Below are 17249 nucleotides of genomic sequence, written 5' to 3' on the forward strand. Positions count from 1 at the left end.
GCCGATGGCCCGCTCATAGGCTCGGCTCCGACCAGGAAGTCGATCATGACGGGGGTTTGGGGATGACTCGCTCTGTCCTGAGCAGGATCGGGACACTCACGGCCGCGGCGGTCACCATGGCGGTACTCGTACCGGCCACGGCGTCCGCCGCGGTTTCGTCTGTCAGCTGGGGGCCGTGTCCGGAGGACGCGGCCGCGCCCGGCGTGGAATGCGCCACCTTGAAGGTCCCGCTCGATTACCGCAACCCGGGCGGGAAGACCATCGACGTCGCCATTTCCAAGCTCGCCAGCACCAAACCGGCGAAGCGGCGCGGCATCATGCTCACCAACCCGGGTGGCCCCGGCGGCCCCGGGCTGACCATGCCCGCGGGGTTGCGGGCGGCGGGCATGCCGTCGAGCGTGCTCGACGCGTACGACATCATCGGCTTCGATCCGCGCGGGATCGGCCGCAGCACGCCGGTCACCTGCGATCTCAAGCCCGAGCAGCAGGTCAGCAACGTCCCGTTGTACGCGCGCGACGCCGCAGCGGTGGCGGAACGCGCGAAGTACGTCAAGGGCGTCGCGAAGCAGTGCGCCGACTCGAAGACGGCCGCGAACCTGCCGTACATCACCACGGCCAACACCGCCCGCGACATGGACCGCATCCGGGAGGCCTTGGGCGAGGAGAAGCTCTCGTACTACGGCGTCTCCTACGGCACGTACCTGGGCGCCGTGTATTCGACGCTGTTCCCGCGGCAGACCGATCGCGTCGTGCTCGACAGCGCGACCGGTCCGGGCGGGCTCGACACGACCGGGTCCCGCCGGCTGGCGGAGGGGTTCCAGGACCGCTTCCCGGACTTCGCGAAGTGGGCGGCGGCGCGGCACGCGAGCTACGGGCTCGGCCGCACTCCGCAGCAGGTGACGGCGAAGTTCTACGAACTCGTCGCCAAGCTCGACGGCGGCGCGGTGCCGGGGGTGGACGGCGCGGCCTTCCGGGCCGGCACGTTCGGTTCGCTGTATTCGACCGGCTCCTTCCCGGTGCTGGCCCAGCAGTGGCAGGCGCTCGACACCGAAGGCGTCGTGAAGCAGACCGCTCAGGCTCAGCAGCTCGACGTGGCGCAGCTGCTGTCCGCGCAGCTGCACGTGGTGTGCAACGACGTGAACTGGCCGGAGAAGGTCGCGGCCTACCAGCGCAACGTCGAGAAGGACCGGGTGCGGTACCCGATGTTCGGCGCCGCCGCGGCGAACATCTGGGCGTGCGCCTACTGGCCGTCCGAGCCGATCGAGCCGCAGGTGCGGATCGGCGACCGGGGTCCGTCGAACATCCTGGTCGTGCAGAACCTGCGTGACCCGGCGACCCCGCTGAGCGGGGCCAAGGAGATGCGGCGCGCGCTGGGCGACCGGGCGCGGATGGTGTCGGTCGACGACGGCGGGCACGGGGTCTGGCTGAGCTCGGAGAACGCCTGCGGCAACAACGCCGTCAACCGGTTCCTCGTGGACGGCAAGCGTCCCGCGCACGACACGGCCTGTGCCGCGGACCGGGGCGGGCTCTTCGCCTCGATGACGCCGGAGCAGCGGCAGGAACGGGAGAAGGCCCTCGGCGAGGTTCGCTCGAAGCAGCGGATGTTCTGAACCTTCTGAGGTGAACCCGCGATCGCGATCGGCGTCGGCAGGCGCCGGCCGGTAATCCACCTCACGGTGAGCCGGTAGGGCGCCTGCCACCGCGATAGCGAGGCCTTCGGCCGGGCGGGTTCACGCGTGGGCGCCTCGCCGGACAGACCTCGGCTCCGCCGACAGGTACTGAGGACTAGCCTGCTGGGCGTGAGTGAACTCAGCCACGTCGACCATACGGGCGCCGCCCGTATGGTCGACGTTTCCGGCAAGACGCCCACCGCCCGCACCGCGCTGGCGGGCGGCACCGTGCACACCACGGCCGAGGTGCTCGGCCTGCTGGCGACGGACGGGCTCCCCAAGGGCGACGCGCTCGCGACCGCGCGGATCGCGGGCATCATGGGCGCGAAGAAGGTGCCCGAGCTGATCCCGCTCTGCCACCAGATCGCGTTGTCCGGCGTGAAGGTCGAGTTCGTCCTCGACGAGACCGCCGTGCACATCACCGCGACCGCGAAGACGAACGACCGGACCGGCGTCGAGATGGAGGCGCTGACCGCCGTCGCCGTCGCCGGGCTGACCCTGCACGACATGATCAAGGCCGTCGATCCGGCGGCGACCCTCGACGACGTCCGCCTGATCCGCAAGGACGGCGGCAAGACCGGGACCTGGGAGCGGCCGTGAACCGGGTCGCGAGGGTGATCGTGGCGTCGAATCGTGCCGCGAAGGGCGTCTACGAGGACACGACCGGCCCGGTCATCACGGACTGGCTCGCTTCACGCGGCTGGGAAGTGCCAGCGCCCGTCGTCGTCCAGGACGGCGAACCGGTCGGCGAAGCCCTGCGGGACGCCGTCGCGGCCGGAGTCCAGGTGATCGTGACGACCGGCGGCACCGGTATCTCGCCGACGGACCGCACCCCGGACGTCACCCGCGCCGTCCTCGACTACGAACTGCCCGGCGTCGCGGACGCGATCCGCGCCGCCGGACTGCCCAAGGTGCCCACCGCCGTGCTCTCGCGCGGCGTCGCGGGCGTCGCGGGCCTGACCCTCGTGGTGAACCTGCCCGGTTCACGCGGCGGGGTGAAGGACGGCCTGGGCGTACTGGACGGGATCCTCGACCACGCCGTCGACCAGCTGGCGGGCGGCGACCACCCACGGGAGGCACAGCAGTGAGCGTTCGGGTCGCACGGATCGCGGTGGTCGACGAGCCGCTCTCGGTCGAAGAACACGCCCGGCTGGTGGACGACGCGGCCGCGGGCGCCGTCGTCACCTTCGGCGGGGTCGTCCGGGACCACGATGGCGGACGGTCGGTGGAGCGGCTCGCGTACGAAGGGCACCCCAGCGCCGCCGACGTGCTCGCGGAGGTCGTCGCGGACCTCTCGGGGAAATGGGAAGGTGTGCGGGCGGTCGCCGTCAGCCACCGGCTGGGCGCGCTGGCCATCGGGGACGTCGCGCTGGCGTGCGCCGTGGCGGCCGAGCACCGGGGCCAGGCCTTCGCGGCCTGCTCGGAGCTGGTCGACGAGGTCAAGGCGCGGCTGCCGGTGTGGAAGCACCAGCATTTCAGCGACGGCAGCGACGAATGGGTCAACTCGCCGTAGTGGGGTGAGCCGGCCCCGGGCCCGCCAAGTGTCATGAAAGGGCCGTTCAGGACGTTTTTCGTCCTGAACGGCCCTTTCATGACACTTGGAGGCACGACCGGCCCCGGACACGACAAAGCCCCACCGCCGGGGGAATGGCGCGGTGGGGCCTTGTCAGTCGTGACGTGGCCGCGCGGGGAATCCCGCGGGCATCACGACTTACTCGTGCTCAAGAGCTCACTTGGTGGCGAGCTTCTGGCCGACGACGATGAAGTCGGCGTTCGACACGTAGTCCTTGTTCAGCTCCTGCAGCTTCTGGTAGCCGCCCTGGACGTTGAACTTGGAAGCGATCTTCGACAGCGTGTCGCCGGCCACGACGGTGTAGTCACCCGCCGGGTTCGAGTTGGCGACGTTCGCGGCCGGGGCCGGAGCCTGCTGCTTCTGGACCGGCGCGGTCGACTTCTTCGGGGTCACCTTCTTGGTGGCCTTCGGGGCGCTCGACTTGGCCTTGGCGGGGCTGGCGGAGCCGCCCTTCTTGCCACAGTGCGGCCACGCGCCGATGCCCTGGCCCTGGAGGACCCGCTCGGCGACGGCGATCTGCTGCTCACGCGACGCGTTGTGCGCGCTGCCGGTGCCGCCGTAGGCGCGCCAGGTGCTCTGCGAGAACTGCAGACCACCGTAGTAGCCGTTACCGGTGTTGGTGCTCCAGTTGCCGCTGCTCTCGCACTGCGCGATGGCGTCCCAGTTGGTCGCCGACGCGGGGGTCGCGGCGATTGCGAGGGGAGCGCCGACCGCGACACCCGCAATGGCGACGCGGGCGATGTGACGGGTGGCGGCGGACATCTTGCGGTGCTTGCCTCGGTAAGACATGTGAATAAATCTCGCTCCCTGCGCCTACGAGTCGGTGCTGAGGGAAGACCCGCGGGTCTTGGCCGGCCGTTGCGGGCCGGCTGACTTCGCCTGACGCACGACGCGTCGGCTCGGTCCCCTCGTCCCTGTCCGGAAATGCTTTCGCTCGGGGTTGGGTCCGGGAATCCGTTGGACAGGGCTCGGCGCTACGGGTTCCCGGTGTTGCGTGGTCGGTCGGGGCCAACCGAAAAGCGACGGTACGTAACGAACGGCCGGGACGGAAATTATTCGAGCTGTGACCTACATCACAGTAACAGCACGCAACCTATAACGATTCGGCTGTTTACGCAGGTCAGCGGGCCGTTATCTGGCCGTTTCCTGACCGAGATAATTCACGGATCGTGAGGCTTGCATCACGTGGATTAAGGGATGACTGGCCCATTCGTGCGCCTTCGCGCGCGAATGGGCCGCGCACTTTAGCGAGACCTCAAGAAGTTCGCCAGCCCTGGCAGGTCATCCGTATTCAGGTGGTCGACCCCGGCGGCGACCAGCTCTTTCCACAACGCGTCACGGCCGGGCCCGGCGGCGTCCGGCGTGGCCCAGAAGCGCACGCGCTGACCCGCCGCGTGGGCCCGCTTGACCAGGTCGTGCAGTTTCGCCCGCTCCTCGGCGGGGAAGGGGCCTTCGCCCGTCCAGGTGAACAGCCCCGTCCAGGAGTCCGAGACCAGCGGGGTGACGCGGGGGTCCGAGCCGATGCCGAGGTCGTTCTGGTCCTTGATCCGGCCGTCGTAGAAGGCGAGCCGGAACTTCTGCCCGAGCATCACGTCCTTGGGTCGCCCGCCGGAGATCACGGCGGTGACGGCCCGCTTCTTCACGTGACCGAACGCGTACAGGGAGAAGAGGAAGGAGTAGCGCGGGTCGTACAGCCGCTTCTCGAGCGCCGCGTAGGTGCTGTTCGCGTCGCCCTTGACGTCGATCAGCAGCTGGAACTCCGCGCGCTGCCGGTAGACGCCGACGCCGTGGTTGGCCAGCACGCGCTTGCGCAGCGGCTCCAGGTAGAGCGATTCCAGAGTGCGGTCCGGGCGGGTGTCCGCGAGGTCGTGGGCGACCAGCAGCTGCCCGTCCACCAGGTAGATGTCGGCCTCGACGCTGGTGAAGCCCTGATCGAGCGCGTCCTGCAGCGGACGGGTGTGCTCGTAGTCGTTGTGGCTGTGCGCCTGCGGCAGCGGCCTGACGGCGCGTTCATGGGCGGAGGCCGGGGCGGTCGCGAGGCTCGTGGCGGCGACCGCGGCGAGCAGCGCGGCGAGGATACGGCGGGGAGTGATCACTGGCGCATCCTCGGCTGCTTCGGCGACCGGACGGTGAACTCGAGACGGCGAGCAAGGGACCTTTGCTACCACTTTCGAGGTTCGCGCAGGTCAGCGATGGTCGGCGGCGGGTCAGCCGCCGGCGAACGGGGGCAGGACGTCCAGTTCGGCCGCGTCGGTCAGCGGCCGCGTGAGATCCCGCACCGCGACGCCGTCCAGTAGATAGGAGACCGCGTCGAGCAGCTTCGGCAGCTTCTCCGGGTGGAGTTCGCGAAGGCGGGCGACGGCGTCGGCGACGCGGGCGCCGTCCGGGAGCGTCACCTTCTCCTCGTCGAGGCCGACGGCTGCGCGAGCCGAAGCGAAGTACCGCACCACGATGGTCACCATGTCAGCCGCCGATCGCGCTCATCGGCCGGATCGGCTGCGCGAACCCGGCCTCGTTGATCTCGTGTCCGGCGAGCTTGCCCCACATGGTCGCCCGCCAGGCGTCCGCCACCTCTTCTTCGCGCGCGCCCGCGCGCACGAGGGCACGCAGATCCGTCTCGTCGTTGCTGAACAGGCACGAGCGCACCGCGCCGTCCGCGGTCAGCCGGGTCCGCTCGCAGGCGCCGCAGAACGGCCGGGTCACCGACGCGATCACGCCGACGTCGCCGGGGCCGCCGTCGACCAGCCAGCGTTCGGCGGGCGCCCCGCCCCGCGCGGCGGGGAACGGCGACAGCGAGAACTCCTCGCCGAGCATGCCGAGGATCTCCTCCGCGGTGATCATGTCGCCCCGGTTCCAGCCGTGCTGCGCGTCCAGCGGCATCTGCTCGATGAACCGCAGGTGATACCCCTCGGCGAGGCAGAACTTCAGCAGCGGCACGGCCTGGTCTTCGTTCAGCCCGCGCATCAGCACCGCGTTGACCTTCACCGGGTCCAGCCCGGCTTCGCGTGCGGCGGCCATCCCGGCGAGTACGTGCGAAAGCCGGTCGCGACGCGTGATCGTCTCGAACAGCGCGCGGTCGACGGTGTCCAGCGAGACGTTGATGCGGTCCAGCCCGGCGTCGGCGAGCGACTTCGCGCGTTTCGCGAGCCCGATCCCGTTGGTGGTCATGGAAAGCCGCGGTCGCGGTTCGAGCGCCGCGACCCGCTCGACGATCTTCTCCAGCCCTTGGCGCAGCAACGGTTCGCCGCCGGTGAGCCGGATGTCGGTGATCCCGAGCCGTTCGACGGCGATCCGCAGCAGGAGCACGAGTTCGTCGTCGGTCAGCACGTCCGCGCTCGGCATCCATTCGAGCCCTTCGGCGGGCATGCAGTAGGTGCAGCGCAGATTGCACTTGTCGGTGAGCGACACCCGCAGGTCGGTCGCCACGCGGCCGAAGGTGTCGATCAGAGCGGGGTTGTCCGGCCTGGGCACGCTGGGGCGACCACGTGTACCGGGGACACGGGGAAACCCGAGATCGACTGCTGTCATTGACACCAGACTAACCCCGAAGCGGGCGAAAACCGACTGTCTAGAATCTCATTTCGCACCGAATCGGAAGGGTTTCCGGATGGCGAAATATCCGCTCTCGGCGGACGAATTGGCCCGGTTCGCCCATCTCGGGAGGGAAAGCAGCACACTGACCGTTCTCCGGCACGCGCGTATCGCCGAGCGGATGGGCCTGTCCGCCACCGACCACAAGGTGCTCGAACTCGCCGGGCAGGCGCCGGGACCGTTGACAGCGGGCAGGATCGCGGAGCTGACCGGGCTGTCGACGGGCGCTGTGACCGGCGTCATGGACAGGCTCGAGAAGGCGGGTCTCGCCCGCCGCGTCCGCGACACCGCCGACCGCCGGAAGGTCCTGATAGAGGTCGTTCCCGGCGGCATGGAGCGGTACGCGCCGCTCTTCGAATCCGCGTACACGAACATGAAGTCGGTGCTCGAACAGTTCTCTCCCGAAGAGCGGAAAGTGCTGGAGCGATTCCAGAGCGCGGTGCTCGACGGTCTTCGCGACGAACTCCCCGGTTCCACATAGCTTTTCCGTATCTGCGGAAGTAATCTTCCAGGCATGCCGCAATTTCGGTTGTCTGAGGCCGCTCGTCTGCTCGGCGTCAGCGACGACACCGTCCGCCGCTGGGTCCGCGCCGGCCAGCTCACCGCGTTCGACGACTCGGCGGGCCGCAAGGTCGTCGACGGCGCCGAGCTCGCCGCGTTCGCCAAGGCGCAGGCCGAACAGCCCGAGGATCCGTCGAACGTCGGCCGCTCCGCGCGCAACCGCTTCGTCGGCCTCGTCACCGAAGTCGTCACGGACAAGGTGATGGCACAGGTCGAGCTGCAGTGCGGCCCGCATCGCGTGGTCTCCCTGATGAGCGCCGAAGCCGTCCGCGAACTCGGGCTGCGGCCGGGGGTGCTCGCGGTCGCCGTCGTCAAGGCGACCACCGTCGTGATCGAAACCCCGGAAGGAAGCCGATGAGGAGACTCGCCCCCGCCCTGCTCGCGCTGGCACTGGCCGCGACCGCCTGCGGTTCCGGGGAGCCGGCCGCGGAGGCCAAGACGCTGACCGTGTTCGCGGCGGCGTCGCTGACCGAGTCGTTCGGGACGCTGGGCAAGCGGTTCGAGGCGCAGAACTCCGGGGTGACCGTGAAGTTCAGCTTCGAGGGCTCCTCGGCGCTGGTGCAGAAACTGACCCAGGGCGCGAAGGCGGACGTGTTCGCCTCCGCCGATCAGGCCAATATGGACAAGGCTGCCAAGGGAGAGCTGCTCAACGGGCAGCCGTCGGTGTTCGCCACCAACCGGCTCGCCATCGCGGTCGGCAAGGGCAACCCCAAGGGCATCAAGGGCCTCGCCGACCTCGCGAAGGACGGATTGACCGTGGTCGTCTGCGCTCCGCAGGTGCCGTGCGGGTCGGCCGCGAAGAAGGTCCAGCAGTCGTCCGGGGTCACGCTCAAACCGGCCAGTGAGGAGCAGGACGTCAAGTCGGTGCTCGCGAAGGTGCAGTCTGGTGACGCCGACGCCGGGCTCGTCTACGTCACCGACGCGACATCGGCGGCCGCGAAGGTGGACAAAGTGGACTTCCCCGAGGCCGCGGGCGCGATCAACAGCTATCCCATCGCGGTGGTGAAGGACGCTCCGCAGGCTCAGCTCGCCGGGCTGTTCAGGGACTTCGTCCTCAGTGAGGAAGGCAAGAAGGAATTGGCGAAGGTCGGTTTTGGCGCGCCGTGACCCCGCGTTTCGTCCTCTGGATGCGGTAGATGCACGCGCAACGACCGCATTCAGAGGACTAAATGCGGGGGTGTCGTGGGTGCTCTGGCCGCCGGCGATCTGCGCACTGGCGCTGGTGGTGCTGCCGGTCGTCGGCCTGCTGGTGCGGTCGGACCTGACGCGCTTCCCGAGCCTCATCACCTCGACGTCGTCGCTGAACGCGCTCAAGCTCTCGTTGCTCACCGCTGGACTGTCCACTGTGGCCTGTGTGCTGCTCGGTGTCCCGCTCGCCGTGGTGCTCGCGCGTTCGGGGGCGCGCGGTGTCCGCGTGCTGCGCGCGGTGGTGCTGCTGCCGCTGGTCCTGCCGCCGGTGGTCGGCGGCCTGGCGCTGCTGTACCTGCTGGGCCGCAAGGGTTTCCTCGGCGTCCTGGTGACCACGCTGACCGGCGAGCAGGTGCCGTTCACCACGGCCGCGGTGGTCATCGCGCAGACGTTCGTGGCGATGCCGTTCCTGGTGGTCAGTCTCGAAGGCGCCCTCCGCGGCGCCGGTGACCGGTACGAACGGGTCGCCGCGACGCTCGGCGCCAAGCCGTGGACGGTGTTCCGCCGGGTCACGCTGCCGCTGCTGCTGCCCGCGCTCGGCTCGGGCATCGTGCTCAGCTTCGCGCGGGCGCTGGGCGAGTTCGGCGCGACGATCACCTTCGCCGGAAGCCTCGAAGGGGTGACCAGGACGCTGCCGCTGGAGGTCTACACCCAGGCCGAGGTCGACGTCGACAGCGCCGTGGCGCTCGCCTTGCTGCTCATCCTGGTCGCCGTCGCGGTGATCGCGCTCGCCCGGCCGCGTGCGCTCGAAGGAGTCCGGTCGTGACCCTCTCGGCCGAGATCGCGCTCCGGCGCGGCGAGTTCACCTTGGACGTCGGCTTCGAAGTCCCCGACGGCGGAGTGCTCGCGCTGCTCGGCCCCAACGGGTCGGGCAAGTCCAGCGTGCTCGGCTGTCTCGCCGGTCTGCTCCGGCCGGACCAGGCACGGATCACGCTCGGTGGGCGCGGCCTGGCGGGCCTGCCGCCGCACGCGCGCGGGATCGGCCTGCTCTCCCAGGACGCCCTCCTCTTCCCTCATCTGTCGGCTTTGGACAACGTCGCCTTCGCGCCGCGCTCGACCGGAGCCGGGCGCGCCGAGGCGAAGCGGCGCGCGCGGGACTGGCTGACCGAAGTGGACGCGCTCGAACTCGCCGATCGACGGCCCGCCCAGCTCTCCGGCGGGCAGGCGCAGCGGGTCGCGATCGCGCGGGCGCTGGCCGCCGAACCCGGACTTCTGCTGCTCGACGAGCCTTTCGCGGCGCTGGACGTCGACGCGGCGCCCGCCATCCGGGGGCTGCTCCGCCGGGTGTTGCGTTCCGGACCGCCGACCGTCCTGGTCACGCACGACCCGCTCGACGCGCTGGCGCTGGCCGATCACGTCGCCGTCCTCGACGGCGGCCGGATCGTCGAACGCGGCGAGACCCGCAAGGTCCTTTCCGCGCCGCGCACGGCGTTCACCGCGCGGATCGCCGGGCTGAACCTGGTGCCCGGCGTCGCCGTCGAAGGCGGTTTGCGCACGTCAGGCGGGCAGTTGGCCGGTATCCCGGCCGAGGACGTCGTCGAGGGCGAAGCAGCTGTCGCCGTCTTCGCGCCCAGCGCCGTCGCCGTGTACCTGCGCGACGGCGAGCACCGGGGCAGCCCGCGCAACACCGTCGAGGGAATCGTCGACGCGCTCGAACCACACGGACCGGTGATCCGTGTCCGGGCCCGCGGTGACGGCTGGGCGGCGGGTCTCGCCGCCGACCTCACCCCGGCCGCGGTCGCCGAACTGGCGCTCGAACCCGGCACACCGGTCAATCTTTCGGTCAAGGCGGCGTCCGTGGCTGTTCACGCCGTCTCGGATCATTAGGGTGAGAGGTATGAACGAGCGCCGTTGGACCTACCTCAGCGACATGGATGGCGTGCTGGTGCAGGAGGAGCATCTCGTGCCCGGCGCGGACGAGTTCCTCAAGGAGCTGCGCGCCAACGACATCGGCTTCCTGGTGCTGACCAACAACTCGATCTACACCCCGCGCGACCTGCGGGCGAGGCTCGAGCGGACCGGTCTCGACATCCCCGAGGAGGCCATCTGGACCTCCGCGCTGGCGACCGCGAAGTTCCTCGCGTCGCAGCGGCCGAACGGCTCGGCGTTCGTGATCGGCGAGGCCGGGCTCACCACGGCACTGCACGAGGTCGGCTACGTGCTGACCGAACGCGACCCGGACTACGTCGTGCTCGGCGAGACGCGGACGTACAGCTTCAGCGCCATAACCCGCGCGATCAGGCTGATCGAAGGCGGCGCGAAGTTCATCGCCACCAACCCGGACGCCACCGGCCCGAGCATGGAGGGCTCGATGCCCGCCACCGGTTCGGTCGCCGCGCTGATCGAGAAGGCGACCGGCCGCTCGCCGTACTACGTCGGCAAGCCGAACCCGCTGATGATGCGTTCCGCGCTGCGGCGGCTGGGCGCGCATTCGGAGTCGACGCTGATGATCGGCGACCGGATGGACACCGACGTCCACTCGGGAATCGAGGCCGGATTGCAGACGATCCTGGTGCTCACCGGCATCTCCACGCGGGAGAGCGCGGAGCACTACCCGTACCGGCCGACCAAGATCATCGACTCGATCGCCGATCTGGTCGGGCGCACCGCCGACCCGTTCGGCGAAGGCTGAGCGACACGACGGCATGCGGAGGGCTTATCGTCAGACGATGCACGACGATCAGCCCACGTCCCCGACCTATGTGGTCGGTGACGTGCACGGACACCGGGACGAGCTGGCCGAGGCGCTCCGGGAGAAGGGGCTGCTCGACTCCGACGACGACTGGGCCGGCGGTGAAGCGACACTGTGGTTCCTCGGCGACTTCGTCGACCGGGGGCCCGACGGCGTCGGCGTCATCGACCTCGTGATGCGGCTGGAACGCCAGGCCGCCACGGCGGGCGGGCACTGCGGGACGCTGCTGGGCAACCACGAGATCCTGCTGCTCGGGATGTACCACTTCGGCGACACGGAGGTGCCGTCCGACTTCGGGCCGCGCAGCTTCGCCCGCAGCTGGGAGATCAACGGCGGGCTGCTCGAAGACCAGGACAGGCTCACCCCACAGCATATCGAGTGGCTGACCTCGCGCCCGCTGCTGACGCTGGCCGCGGATCACCTGCTGATGCATTCGGACACGCTCGAGTACCTCGGCTGGGGCGAGGACATCGACGGGATCAACGCGCGTGGCCGCGAGATCCTCGAAGGCAGCGACATCGAAGCCTGGTGGGACGTGTGGCGGCGGATGACCACGCGGTACGCCTTCCGTGGCCCGGAGGGCGCCGACGTCGCGCAACAGCTCATGGACCGGCTCGGCGGCGAGCGGATCGTGCACGGGCACAGCGTCATCGCCGACCAGCTGGGGATCCACCCCGCGCAGATCGAGGGACCGTATCTCTACGCGGGCGGGAAGGCGCTGGGGATCGACGGCGGCTTGTTCGTCGGCGGTCCGTGCCTGATCATCCCGCTGCCGTGGGAGCCCGAGGACTGAGCCTCAGGGGAGTTCCACGATCTCCTTGCCCAGCGGCATCAGCGACACCGGGATCATCTTGAAGTTCGCCACGCCCAGCGGGATCCCGATGATCGTGATGCACAGCGCCACCCCGGTCAGCACATGCCCGATGGCGAGCCAAAGGCCGGCGAAGATGAACCAGATGACGTTGCCGATCGTCGACGCGGCGCCGGAGTCTCGCCGGTCCACCACGGTGCGGCCGAACGGCCAGAGCGCGTACGCCGCGATCCGGAACGACGCCAGTCCGAACGGGATGGTGACGATCAGGATGCAGCAGATGATGCCGGCGACGATGTAGCCGAGCGCCATCCACAGGCCGCACAGCACGAGCCAGATGACGTTGAGGATCAGGCGCATCAGACGTGCAACTCCCCGCTGGCCACGGTGACCGCCTGCCCCGAAAGCAGGACACGGTCGCCTTCGAGTTTCACCCGGACGATGCCGCCGCGGGCCGAGGCCTGCTCGCCGACGAGCTTGTCGCGGCCGAGCCGGGCGGCCCAGTACGGCGCGAGGACGCAGTGCGCGGAGCCGGTGACCGGGTCTTCGTCGATGCCGACGCCCGGTGCGAAGAACCGGGTGACGAAGTCGATCCCGTCCACGTCACCCGGTGCGGTGACCATGAGCCGTCCGGTCCAGTGCGCGCGCAGCGCGGCCAGGTCCGGGGCGAGCGAGCGCACCACGGAAGCGTCGTCGACCACCGCGAACAGGTTGTGCTTGCTGCGCCCGACGTACTCGAACTCCAGCCCCGGCAGGATCGACGACAGATCGTCGTCCGACTCGCGGGGCGGATCCGACGGGAAGTCCATCGACACCCAGCCGTCCTCGGCGCGGCAACGCAACTCGCCGCTTTTCGTCGTGAAGGTCTGCTCGCCGCCGAGGACGTGCGCGGTCGCCAGCGTCGCGTGCCCGCAGAGGTCGACTTCGGTCTCCGGCGTGAACCAGCGAAGCGACTTCGGCCCGTCGCCACCGACCTCGACGAAGGCCGTCTCGGCGTGCTTCAGCTCGGCGGCGACGGACTGCATCCAGCCCGCGTCGCCCGGAGCGTCCAGCAGCACCACGCCGGCGGAGTTACCGGCGAAGGCTTCGGAGGTGAAGGCGTCGACGATGTAGAGGCGCATGCCCTCGACGATATCGGCCGCCGCCGGAGCGGGCCTCCGGGTTTCCCCTGAGGTGGTCTCCACTTGCAGGTGGCCGCCGTCACGCCACGTTCCTAGACTCGACGCGTCGATGCCGCCGAACGCAGGAGTCTCCATGCCCGACGCCCCCGCAGTACCGAGCTACGCATCGGGAATCTCGGACACCCCGCTGCTGGGGGACACCATCGGCGACAACTTCGATCGCACCGTCGCCGCCTTCGGCGACCGGGACGCGCTCGTCGACCGCGCTGCCGGGAAACGCTGGACGTACACCGAACTCGCGGCCGAAGTGGACGCGCTCGCGCTGGGCCTGCTCGACCTCGGGATCGCCAAGGGCGACCGCGTCGGCATCTGGTCGCCGAACCGCTGGGAGTGGACCTGCGTCCAGTACGCCACCGCGAAGATCGGCGCGATCCTGGTCAACATCAACCCGGCGTACCGCTCGCACGAGCTCGAATACGTGCTGAACCAGGCCGGGATCAAGCTCATCGTGGCCGCGAACTCGTTCAAGACCTCGGATTACGCGGGCATGATCGCCGAAGCGGGCCCGAAGTGCCCGGCGCTGGAACACGTCGTGCTGCTCGACAGCCCGGAGTGGCCGTCGATGCTGGAGATCGGGCGCAAGGCCGACCGCGCGCCGCTGGTGAAGCGGCAGGCCGAACTCTCCGCGGACGACCCGATCAACATCCAGTACACGTCCGGCACCACCGGCTTCCCCAAGGGCGCCACCCTCAGCCATCACAACATCCTCAACAACGGCTACTTCGTCGGCGAACTCTGCAACTACACCGAAGCCGACAAGATCTGCATCCCCGTGCCCTTCTACCACTGCTTCGGCATGGTGATGGGCAATCTCGCGGCGACGAGCCACGGCGCCTGCATGGTCATCCCGGCGCCCGCGTTCGAGCCGAAGGCCACCCTCGAAGCCGTCGCGGCCGAGAAATGCACGTCCCTGTACGGGGTTCCGACGATGTTCATCGCCGAACTGGCCGACCCGGACTTCGCTTCCCACGACCTGTCCTCGCTGCGGACGGGGATCATGGCCGGCTCACCGTGCCCGGTCGAGGTGATGAAGCAGGTCATCGATCGGATGGGCATGGCGGAGGTGTCGATCTGCTACGGCATGACCGAGACGTCGCCGGTTTCGACGCAGACCCGCGCGGACGACTCGGTCGAGCGGCGAGTGTCGACGGTCGGGCGGGTCGGACCGCATCTGGAGGTCAAGGTCGTCGATCCGGAGACGGGGCTGACCGTGCCGCGCGGCGAACCGGGCGAACTCTGCACCCGCGGCTACTCGGTGATGCTGGGTTACTGGGAACAGGCCGACAAGACGGCCGAGGCGATCGACGCGGCGCGGTGGATGCACACCGGTGACCTCGCGATCATGGACGCCGACGGATACGTCAACATCACCGGCCGCATCAAGGACATGGTCATCCGCGGCGGCGAGAACCTGTACCCGCGCGAGATCGAGGAATTCCTCTACACGCATCCCGACATCCTCGACGCGCAGGTGATCGGCGTCCCGGACGAGAAGTACGGCGAGGAACTCATGGCCTGGGTCCGCATGCGCGAGGGTGCGGAGCCGCTGACGGCCGAAGCGGTGCGGGAGTTCTGCGAGGGCAAGCTGGCGCGCTACAAGATCCCGCGTTACGTGCATGTCGTCGAGGAGTTCCCGATGACGGTGACCGGCAAGGTGCGCAAGGTCGAGATGCGGGCGGAGTCGATCAGCATCCTCGGGCTGGAGAAGGCGGCGGCGACCGAACACGCCTGACCGCCGTTTCGGAGGCCTGACCGCTTCGGATGGGCCTCCGAAGCGGTGTGATCGTTCACAGCTTTCGTGCGCATGGGCTTCCGCCGCGACGGGCAGCCTATGGTCAGGACGGTGACAGCGTCCCGAACAGAAATCCCACAACCGTAAGGAAACGGGGAATTCTCATGCGTACGATTCGCCGCACTTTGGTCGCTTCGGCACTGGCGTTGCCGCTGACACTCGGAGCCGCCGGTATCGCCTCGGCGGACACCTATGGCAGCACGGAGGTCCAGGCCGGACCGGACGGCGCAGCGACGCACAGCGTGCAGTCCGACACCCATCGCGGATCGAGCTCGTTCCACGAGAACTCGGCCGCCGCGGGGCCGGACGGGGCCGCGCACAGCAGCACGTCCGCGACCGCCGGTGAGAACGGCGACAGCCAGTACCGGCAGCACAGCGGCTGGGCGGGCCAGGACGGTGCCGGGTCCAGCGAGACCCACTCCAGTACTCATGGCGGAGGCGACCAGGGCGTCCTGAGCGGCACCCTCGGCGCGATCGGGCTCTGAGCCTAACGAGCTGAAGGGGCCCTTCACCGCGTCAGATGCGGTGAAGGGCCCCTTCAGCCCAAGATGACCCGCATGTGAAAGCGTCCTTCGGCACTCCTCAGGCCGCGGAGTTGGCCGCAGCCGCAGCGATCGCCTTCGCGTCTTCTTCGCCGAAGGTCTCTTCGAGGTTCTCCGGTGAGTAGTCGAGGTCGATCTGCTCCACCGGCATCCCGCGCGCGGACTCGATCGCGCCGAGACGCCGCTGCGCCCGGTCCGCCGCGTACTGGATGATCTCCTCGGGATCGTTGTCGAACGGGATCTCCTCGAACTGGTCCTGCACCCACTGGATCATGCCCAGCGCGTGGGGGAGCAGTTCGCCCATCCGTTGCTGCACCGCGTCCCACAGCGAATCGTCGGCGGCCACGTGACGGCGGCAGGTGAAGGTGCCCCACGCCATGTGGCGGCGTTCGTCGTCGCCGATACGGCGCACCAGTTCCTGCATACCCGGCAGGATGTCGTGCTGCGTGCAGATCAGCTGCCACGAGTAGTACCCGGTCAGCGCGAGACTGCCCTCGATGACATGGTTGTAGGTGACGCTCGCGCGGATCTGGTTGAGCGGACTGGGATCGTCTTCCAGCGCGCGCAGGGATTGCGGCAGCTCTTCGTAGAAAAGCTTGCGGTAGTGGGGATTCTCCGCGACGTACGGGTGCAGGTCTTCGGTCAGCCCGACGGAGTCCATCCAACGACGGAACACCTCGGTGTGCTTGGCCTCCTCGAAACAGAACTGAGTCAGGTACATCTCGTCGCCGAAGCGGCCGGTCGCGGACATCGCCCGCATGAACGGCTGGATGTCTTCGGTGACCGCCTCTTCGCCCGCGATGAACTGTGCCACCAGATAGGTCGTCGATCGCTGCTGTTCCGGGTTGAGGCTTTCCCAGCCTTCGCGTTCACGGGAGAAGTCGATGTCGGCCGGGTTCCAGAACTTCTTGTTCCCCTTGACGAACAGCCGCAGCGGGAACGAGTCCCAGTTCAGCCCGCCCTTGCGCAGTGAGGAGAAACCGGTCCGCAGTTCGGAGAGCGTGTCGGTCATGATGTCCCCTTCGAATCGGTGGTCAGCGCCCGTATCGCGGGTGCCAGCACGGCGACGACCGCCGCCGCCGCCTCGTCGGCCGAATGCGTCGGCATGACGAGATGGGACAGGGAAAGCCGCACCACGGTCTCCGCCAGCAACGTGGCGGATTCCGGGGAGAGCGACGGCTCGAACTCGCGGTACTGCCCGGCCGCGACCTCCGTGGCCGCGGTCAGGATCGGTTCGCCCTTGGTGGTGAGCAGGGGAAGCAGGTCCTCGCCCGCTTCGGTGCCCAGCGTGGTGGCGACGAGCCGGTTCTCACGGGCGTGCTCGATCGTGTAGACGACCGCCTCGCGGATCCCGTCGCGCAGGTCCTGTGCGTCCTGGACGCGCAGGCGGATGCCTTCCAGGAACTCCGAAGTAGTCCGGAGGACCACGGCTTCGGCGAGCGTGCCCTTGTTGCCGAACTCGTTGTAGACGGTCTGCCTGCTCACACCGGCGCGGGCGGCGACGTCCGCCATCCGCAGGGCCGTGTAGCCGTGTTCGGTGAGCAGCTCGGTGGCCGCGTCGAGCAGTGCCTCCCGCAGGGAGGCCTTGGTCCGATCGGAGAAGCTCGTGATCTCGCCCACATTTCCAGCTTGACACAGATCACGCGCA

General features: G+C 69.1%; 19 protein-coding genes and 1 pseudogene. 12 read left to right on the forward strand and 8 right to left on the reverse strand.

Going from position 1 to position 17249, the window contains the following annotated elements:
* The first annotated feature begins 62 nt into the window (after positions 1 to 62).
* The 3 genes and pseudogenes from ED92_RS10200 (at position 63) to ED92_RS43745 (ending at position 3183) form a co-directional block, all read left to right on the forward strand.
* Positions 63 to 1610 (forward strand): alpha/beta hydrolase, encoded by a 1548-nt coding sequence (locus ED92_RS10200; RefSeq protein ID WP_037335635.1) that lies wholly within the window; start codon positions 63 to 65, stop codon positions 1608 to 1610.
* Between the two features lie 189 nt (positions 1611 to 1799).
* The gene (gene moaC / locus ED92_RS10205; RefSeq protein WP_016337573.1) at positions 1800 to 2270 is read left to right on the forward strand and encodes a cyclic pyranopterin monophosphate synthase MoaC; all 471 of its coding nucleotides are present in this window, start codon (positions 1800 to 1802) and stop codon (positions 2268 to 2270) included.
* Positions 2267 to 3183, forward strand: a pseudogene (locus ED92_RS43745) (molybdenum cofactor biosynthesis protein MoaE). The gene moaC and the pseudogene ED92_RS43745 overlap by 4 nt, the downstream one beginning before the upstream one ends.
* A gap of 216 nt (positions 3184 to 3399) precedes the next feature.
* Here the strand turns inward: ED92_RS43745 and ED92_RS10220 are convergent.
* The 4 genes from ED92_RS10220 to moaA form a co-directional block, all read right to left on the reverse strand.
* Positions 3400 to 4032 carry a transglycosylase family protein gene (locus tag ED92_RS10220; RefSeq protein ID WP_037335640.1) on the reverse strand — a complete coding sequence of 211 codons (633 nt, stop codon included), beginning with the start codon at positions 4030 to 4032 and terminating at the stop codon, positions 3400 to 3402.
* 455 nt (positions 4033 to 4487) lie between these two features.
* On the reverse strand, positions 4488 to 5339 hold the full coding sequence (locus ED92_RS10225) for a phosphatidylinositol-specific phospholipase C/glycerophosphodiester phosphodiesterase family protein (RefSeq protein WP_037335643.1): 852 nt from the start codon (positions 5337 to 5339) through the stop codon (positions 4488 to 4490).
* A gap of 111 nt (positions 5340 to 5450) precedes the next feature.
* The gene (locus ED92_RS10230; RefSeq protein ID WP_037335646.1) at positions 5451 to 5705 is read right to left on the reverse strand and encodes a MoaD/ThiS family protein; all 255 of its coding nucleotides are present in this window, start codon (positions 5703 to 5705) and stop codon (positions 5451 to 5453) included.
* Between the two features lies 1 nt (position 5706).
* The gene (moaA, locus tag ED92_RS10235; protein WP_051972317.1) at positions 5707 to 6771 is read right to left on the reverse strand and encodes a GTP 3',8-cyclase MoaA; all 1065 of its coding nucleotides are present in this window, start codon (positions 6769 to 6771) and stop codon (positions 5707 to 5709) included.
* Positions 6772 to 6850: 79 nt separating this feature from the next.
* Between moaA and ED92_RS10240 the strand changes: the two genes are divergently transcribed.
* From ED92_RS10240 to ED92_RS10270, 7 genes are all read left to right on the forward strand, one after another.
* Positions 6851 to 7315, forward strand: a complete 465-nt coding sequence (locus ED92_RS10240; protein WP_037335650.1) for a MarR family winged helix-turn-helix transcriptional regulator — start codon at positions 6851 to 6853, stop codon at positions 7313 to 7315.
* A gap of 33 nt (positions 7316 to 7348) precedes the next feature.
* Positions 7349 to 7753, forward strand: coding sequence for a molybdopterin-binding protein (locus ED92_RS10245; protein WP_005156143.1), 405 nt, complete (start codon positions 7349 to 7351; stop codon positions 7751 to 7753).
* Entirely contained in the window at positions 7750 to 8502 is a 753-nt protein-coding gene (gene modA / locus ED92_RS10250; protein WP_037335651.1) for a molybdate ABC transporter substrate-binding protein, read from the forward strand. The genes ED92_RS10245 and modA overlap by 4 nt, the downstream gene beginning before the upstream one ends.
* 79 nt (positions 8503 to 8581) lie before the next feature.
* Complete coding sequence (locus ED92_RS10255; protein WP_037336330.1) at positions 8582 to 9349, forward strand: ABC transporter permease; 768 nt, start codon at positions 8582 to 8584, stop codon at positions 9347 to 9349.
* Entirely contained in the window at positions 9346 to 10410 is a 1065-nt protein-coding gene (locus ED92_RS10260; RefSeq protein WP_037335652.1) for a sulfate/molybdate ABC transporter ATP-binding protein, read from the forward strand. The genes ED92_RS10255 and ED92_RS10260 overlap by 4 nt, the downstream gene beginning before the upstream one ends.
* Before the next feature lie 10 nt (positions 10411 to 10420).
* Positions 10421 to 11215, forward strand: coding sequence for an HAD-IIA family hydrolase (locus tag ED92_RS10265; protein ID WP_007033377.1), 795 nt, complete (start codon positions 10421 to 10423; stop codon positions 11213 to 11215).
* A 37-nt stretch (positions 11216 to 11252) separates the two neighbouring features.
* The gene (locus tag ED92_RS10270) at positions 11253 to 12068 is read left to right on the forward strand and encodes a metallophosphoesterase family protein (RefSeq protein WP_037335654.1); all 816 of its coding nucleotides are present in this window, start codon (positions 11253 to 11255) and stop codon (positions 12066 to 12068) included.
* A gap of 3 nt (positions 12069 to 12071) precedes the next feature.
* Here the strand turns inward: ED92_RS10270 and ED92_RS10275 are convergent, their stop codons facing one another.
* Together ED92_RS10275 and ED92_RS10280 are read right to left on the reverse strand one after the other, a co-directional pair.
* Complete coding sequence (locus tag ED92_RS10275) at positions 12072 to 12446, reverse strand: YccF domain-containing protein (RefSeq protein ID WP_016337560.1); 375 nt, start codon at positions 12444 to 12446, stop codon at positions 12072 to 12074.
* Complete coding sequence (locus ED92_RS10280) at positions 12446 to 13207, reverse strand: PhzF family phenazine biosynthesis protein (RefSeq protein ID WP_037335656.1); 762 nt, start codon at positions 13205 to 13207, stop codon at positions 12446 to 12448. Before ED92_RS10280 ends, ED92_RS10275 begins: the two co-directional genes overlap by 1 nt.
* Positions 13208 to 13340: 133 nt before the next feature.
* On the opposite strand from ED92_RS10280, the gene ED92_RS10285 reads away from it, so the two are divergent.
* Together ED92_RS10285 and ED92_RS10290 are read left to right on the forward strand one after the other, a co-directional pair.
* Positions 13341 to 14999, forward strand: a complete 1659-nt coding sequence (locus ED92_RS10285; protein ID WP_037335658.1) for an AMP-binding protein — start codon at positions 13341 to 13343, stop codon at positions 14997 to 14999.
* 164 nt (positions 15000 to 15163) lie between these two features.
* Positions 15164 to 15544, forward strand: a complete 381-nt coding sequence (locus ED92_RS10290; RefSeq protein WP_037335659.1) for a hypothetical protein — start codon at positions 15164 to 15166, stop codon at positions 15542 to 15544.
* Between the two features lie 97 nt (positions 15545 to 15641).
* On the opposite strand, the gene ED92_RS10295 is transcribed toward ED92_RS10290, so the two are convergent.
* Together ED92_RS10295 and ED92_RS10300 are read right to left on the reverse strand one after the other, a co-directional pair.
* Positions 15642 to 16613, reverse strand: coding sequence for a R2-like ligand-binding oxidase (locus ED92_RS10295; protein WP_016337555.1), 972 nt, complete (start codon positions 16611 to 16613; stop codon positions 15642 to 15644).
* Positions 16610 to 17221, reverse strand: coding sequence for a TetR/AcrR family transcriptional regulator (locus ED92_RS10300; RefSeq protein ID WP_200882681.1), 612 nt, complete (start codon positions 17219 to 17221; stop codon positions 16610 to 16612). Before ED92_RS10300 ends, ED92_RS10295 begins: the two co-directional genes overlap by 4 nt.
* Between the last annotated feature and the right edge of the window lie 28 nt (positions 17222 to 17249).

The organism is Amycolatopsis sp. MJM2582 (genome assembly GCF_000754115.1).
Classification (GTDB): domain Bacteria; phylum Actinomycetota; class Actinomycetes; order Mycobacteriales; family Pseudonocardiaceae; genus Amycolatopsis; species Amycolatopsis japonica.

What these genes read in the sequence shown, in the direction of transcription:
- moaA (WP_051972317.1), bottom strand. Translation starts at nt 6,771, where the DNA reads ATGACAGCAGTCGATCTCGGGTTTCCCCGTGTCCCCGGTACACGTGGT.
- ED92_RS10230 (WP_037335646.1), bottom strand. Translation starts at nt 5,705, where the DNA reads ATGGTGACCATCGTGGTGCGGTACTTCGCTTCGGCTCGCGCAGCCGTC.
- ED92_RS10290 (WP_037335659.1), top strand. Translation starts at nt 15,164, where the DNA reads ATGCGTACGATTCGCCGCACTTTGGTCGCTTCGGCACTGGCGTTGCCG.
- ED92_RS10275 (WP_016337560.1), bottom strand. Translation starts at nt 12,446, where the DNA reads ATGCGCCTGATCCTCAACGTCATCTGGCTCGTGCTGTGCGGCCTGTGG.
- ED92_RS10220 (WP_037335640.1), bottom strand. Translation starts at nt 4,032, where the DNA reads ATGTCTTACCGAGGCAAGCACCGCAAGATGTCCGCCGCCACCCGTCAC.
- ED92_RS10285 (WP_037335658.1), top strand. Translation starts at nt 13,341, where the DNA reads ATGCCCGACGCCCCCGCAGTACCGAGCTACGCATCGGGAATCTCGGAC.
- ED92_RS10280 (WP_037335656.1), bottom strand. Translation starts at nt 13,207, where the DNA reads ATGCGCCTCTACATCGTCGACGCCTTCACCTCCGAAGCCTTCGCCGGT.
- ED92_RS10240 (WP_037335650.1), top strand. Translation starts at nt 6,851, where the DNA reads ATGGCGAAATATCCGCTCTCGGCGGACGAATTGGCCCGGTTCGCCCAT.
- ED92_RS10245 (WP_005156143.1), top strand. Translation starts at nt 7,349, where the DNA reads ATGCCGCAATTTCGGTTGTCTGAGGCCGCTCGTCTGCTCGGCGTCAGC.
- ED92_RS10295 (WP_016337555.1), bottom strand. Translation starts at nt 16,613, where the DNA reads ATGACCGACACGCTCTCCGAACTGCGGACCGGTTTCTCCTCACTGCGC.
- ED92_RS10270 (WP_037335654.1), top strand. Translation starts at nt 11,253, where the DNA reads ATGCACGACGATCAGCCCACGTCCCCGACCTATGTGGTCGGTGACGTG.
- ED92_RS10200 (WP_037335635.1), top strand. Translation starts at nt 63, where the DNA reads ATGACTCGCTCTGTCCTGAGCAGGATCGGGACACTCACGGCCGCGGCG.
- modA (WP_037335651.1), top strand. Translation starts at nt 7,750, where the DNA reads ATGAGGAGACTCGCCCCCGCCCTGCTCGCGCTGGCACTGGCCGCGACC.
- ED92_RS10265 (WP_007033377.1), top strand. Translation starts at nt 10,421, where the DNA reads ATGAACGAGCGCCGTTGGACCTACCTCAGCGACATGGATGGCGTGCTG.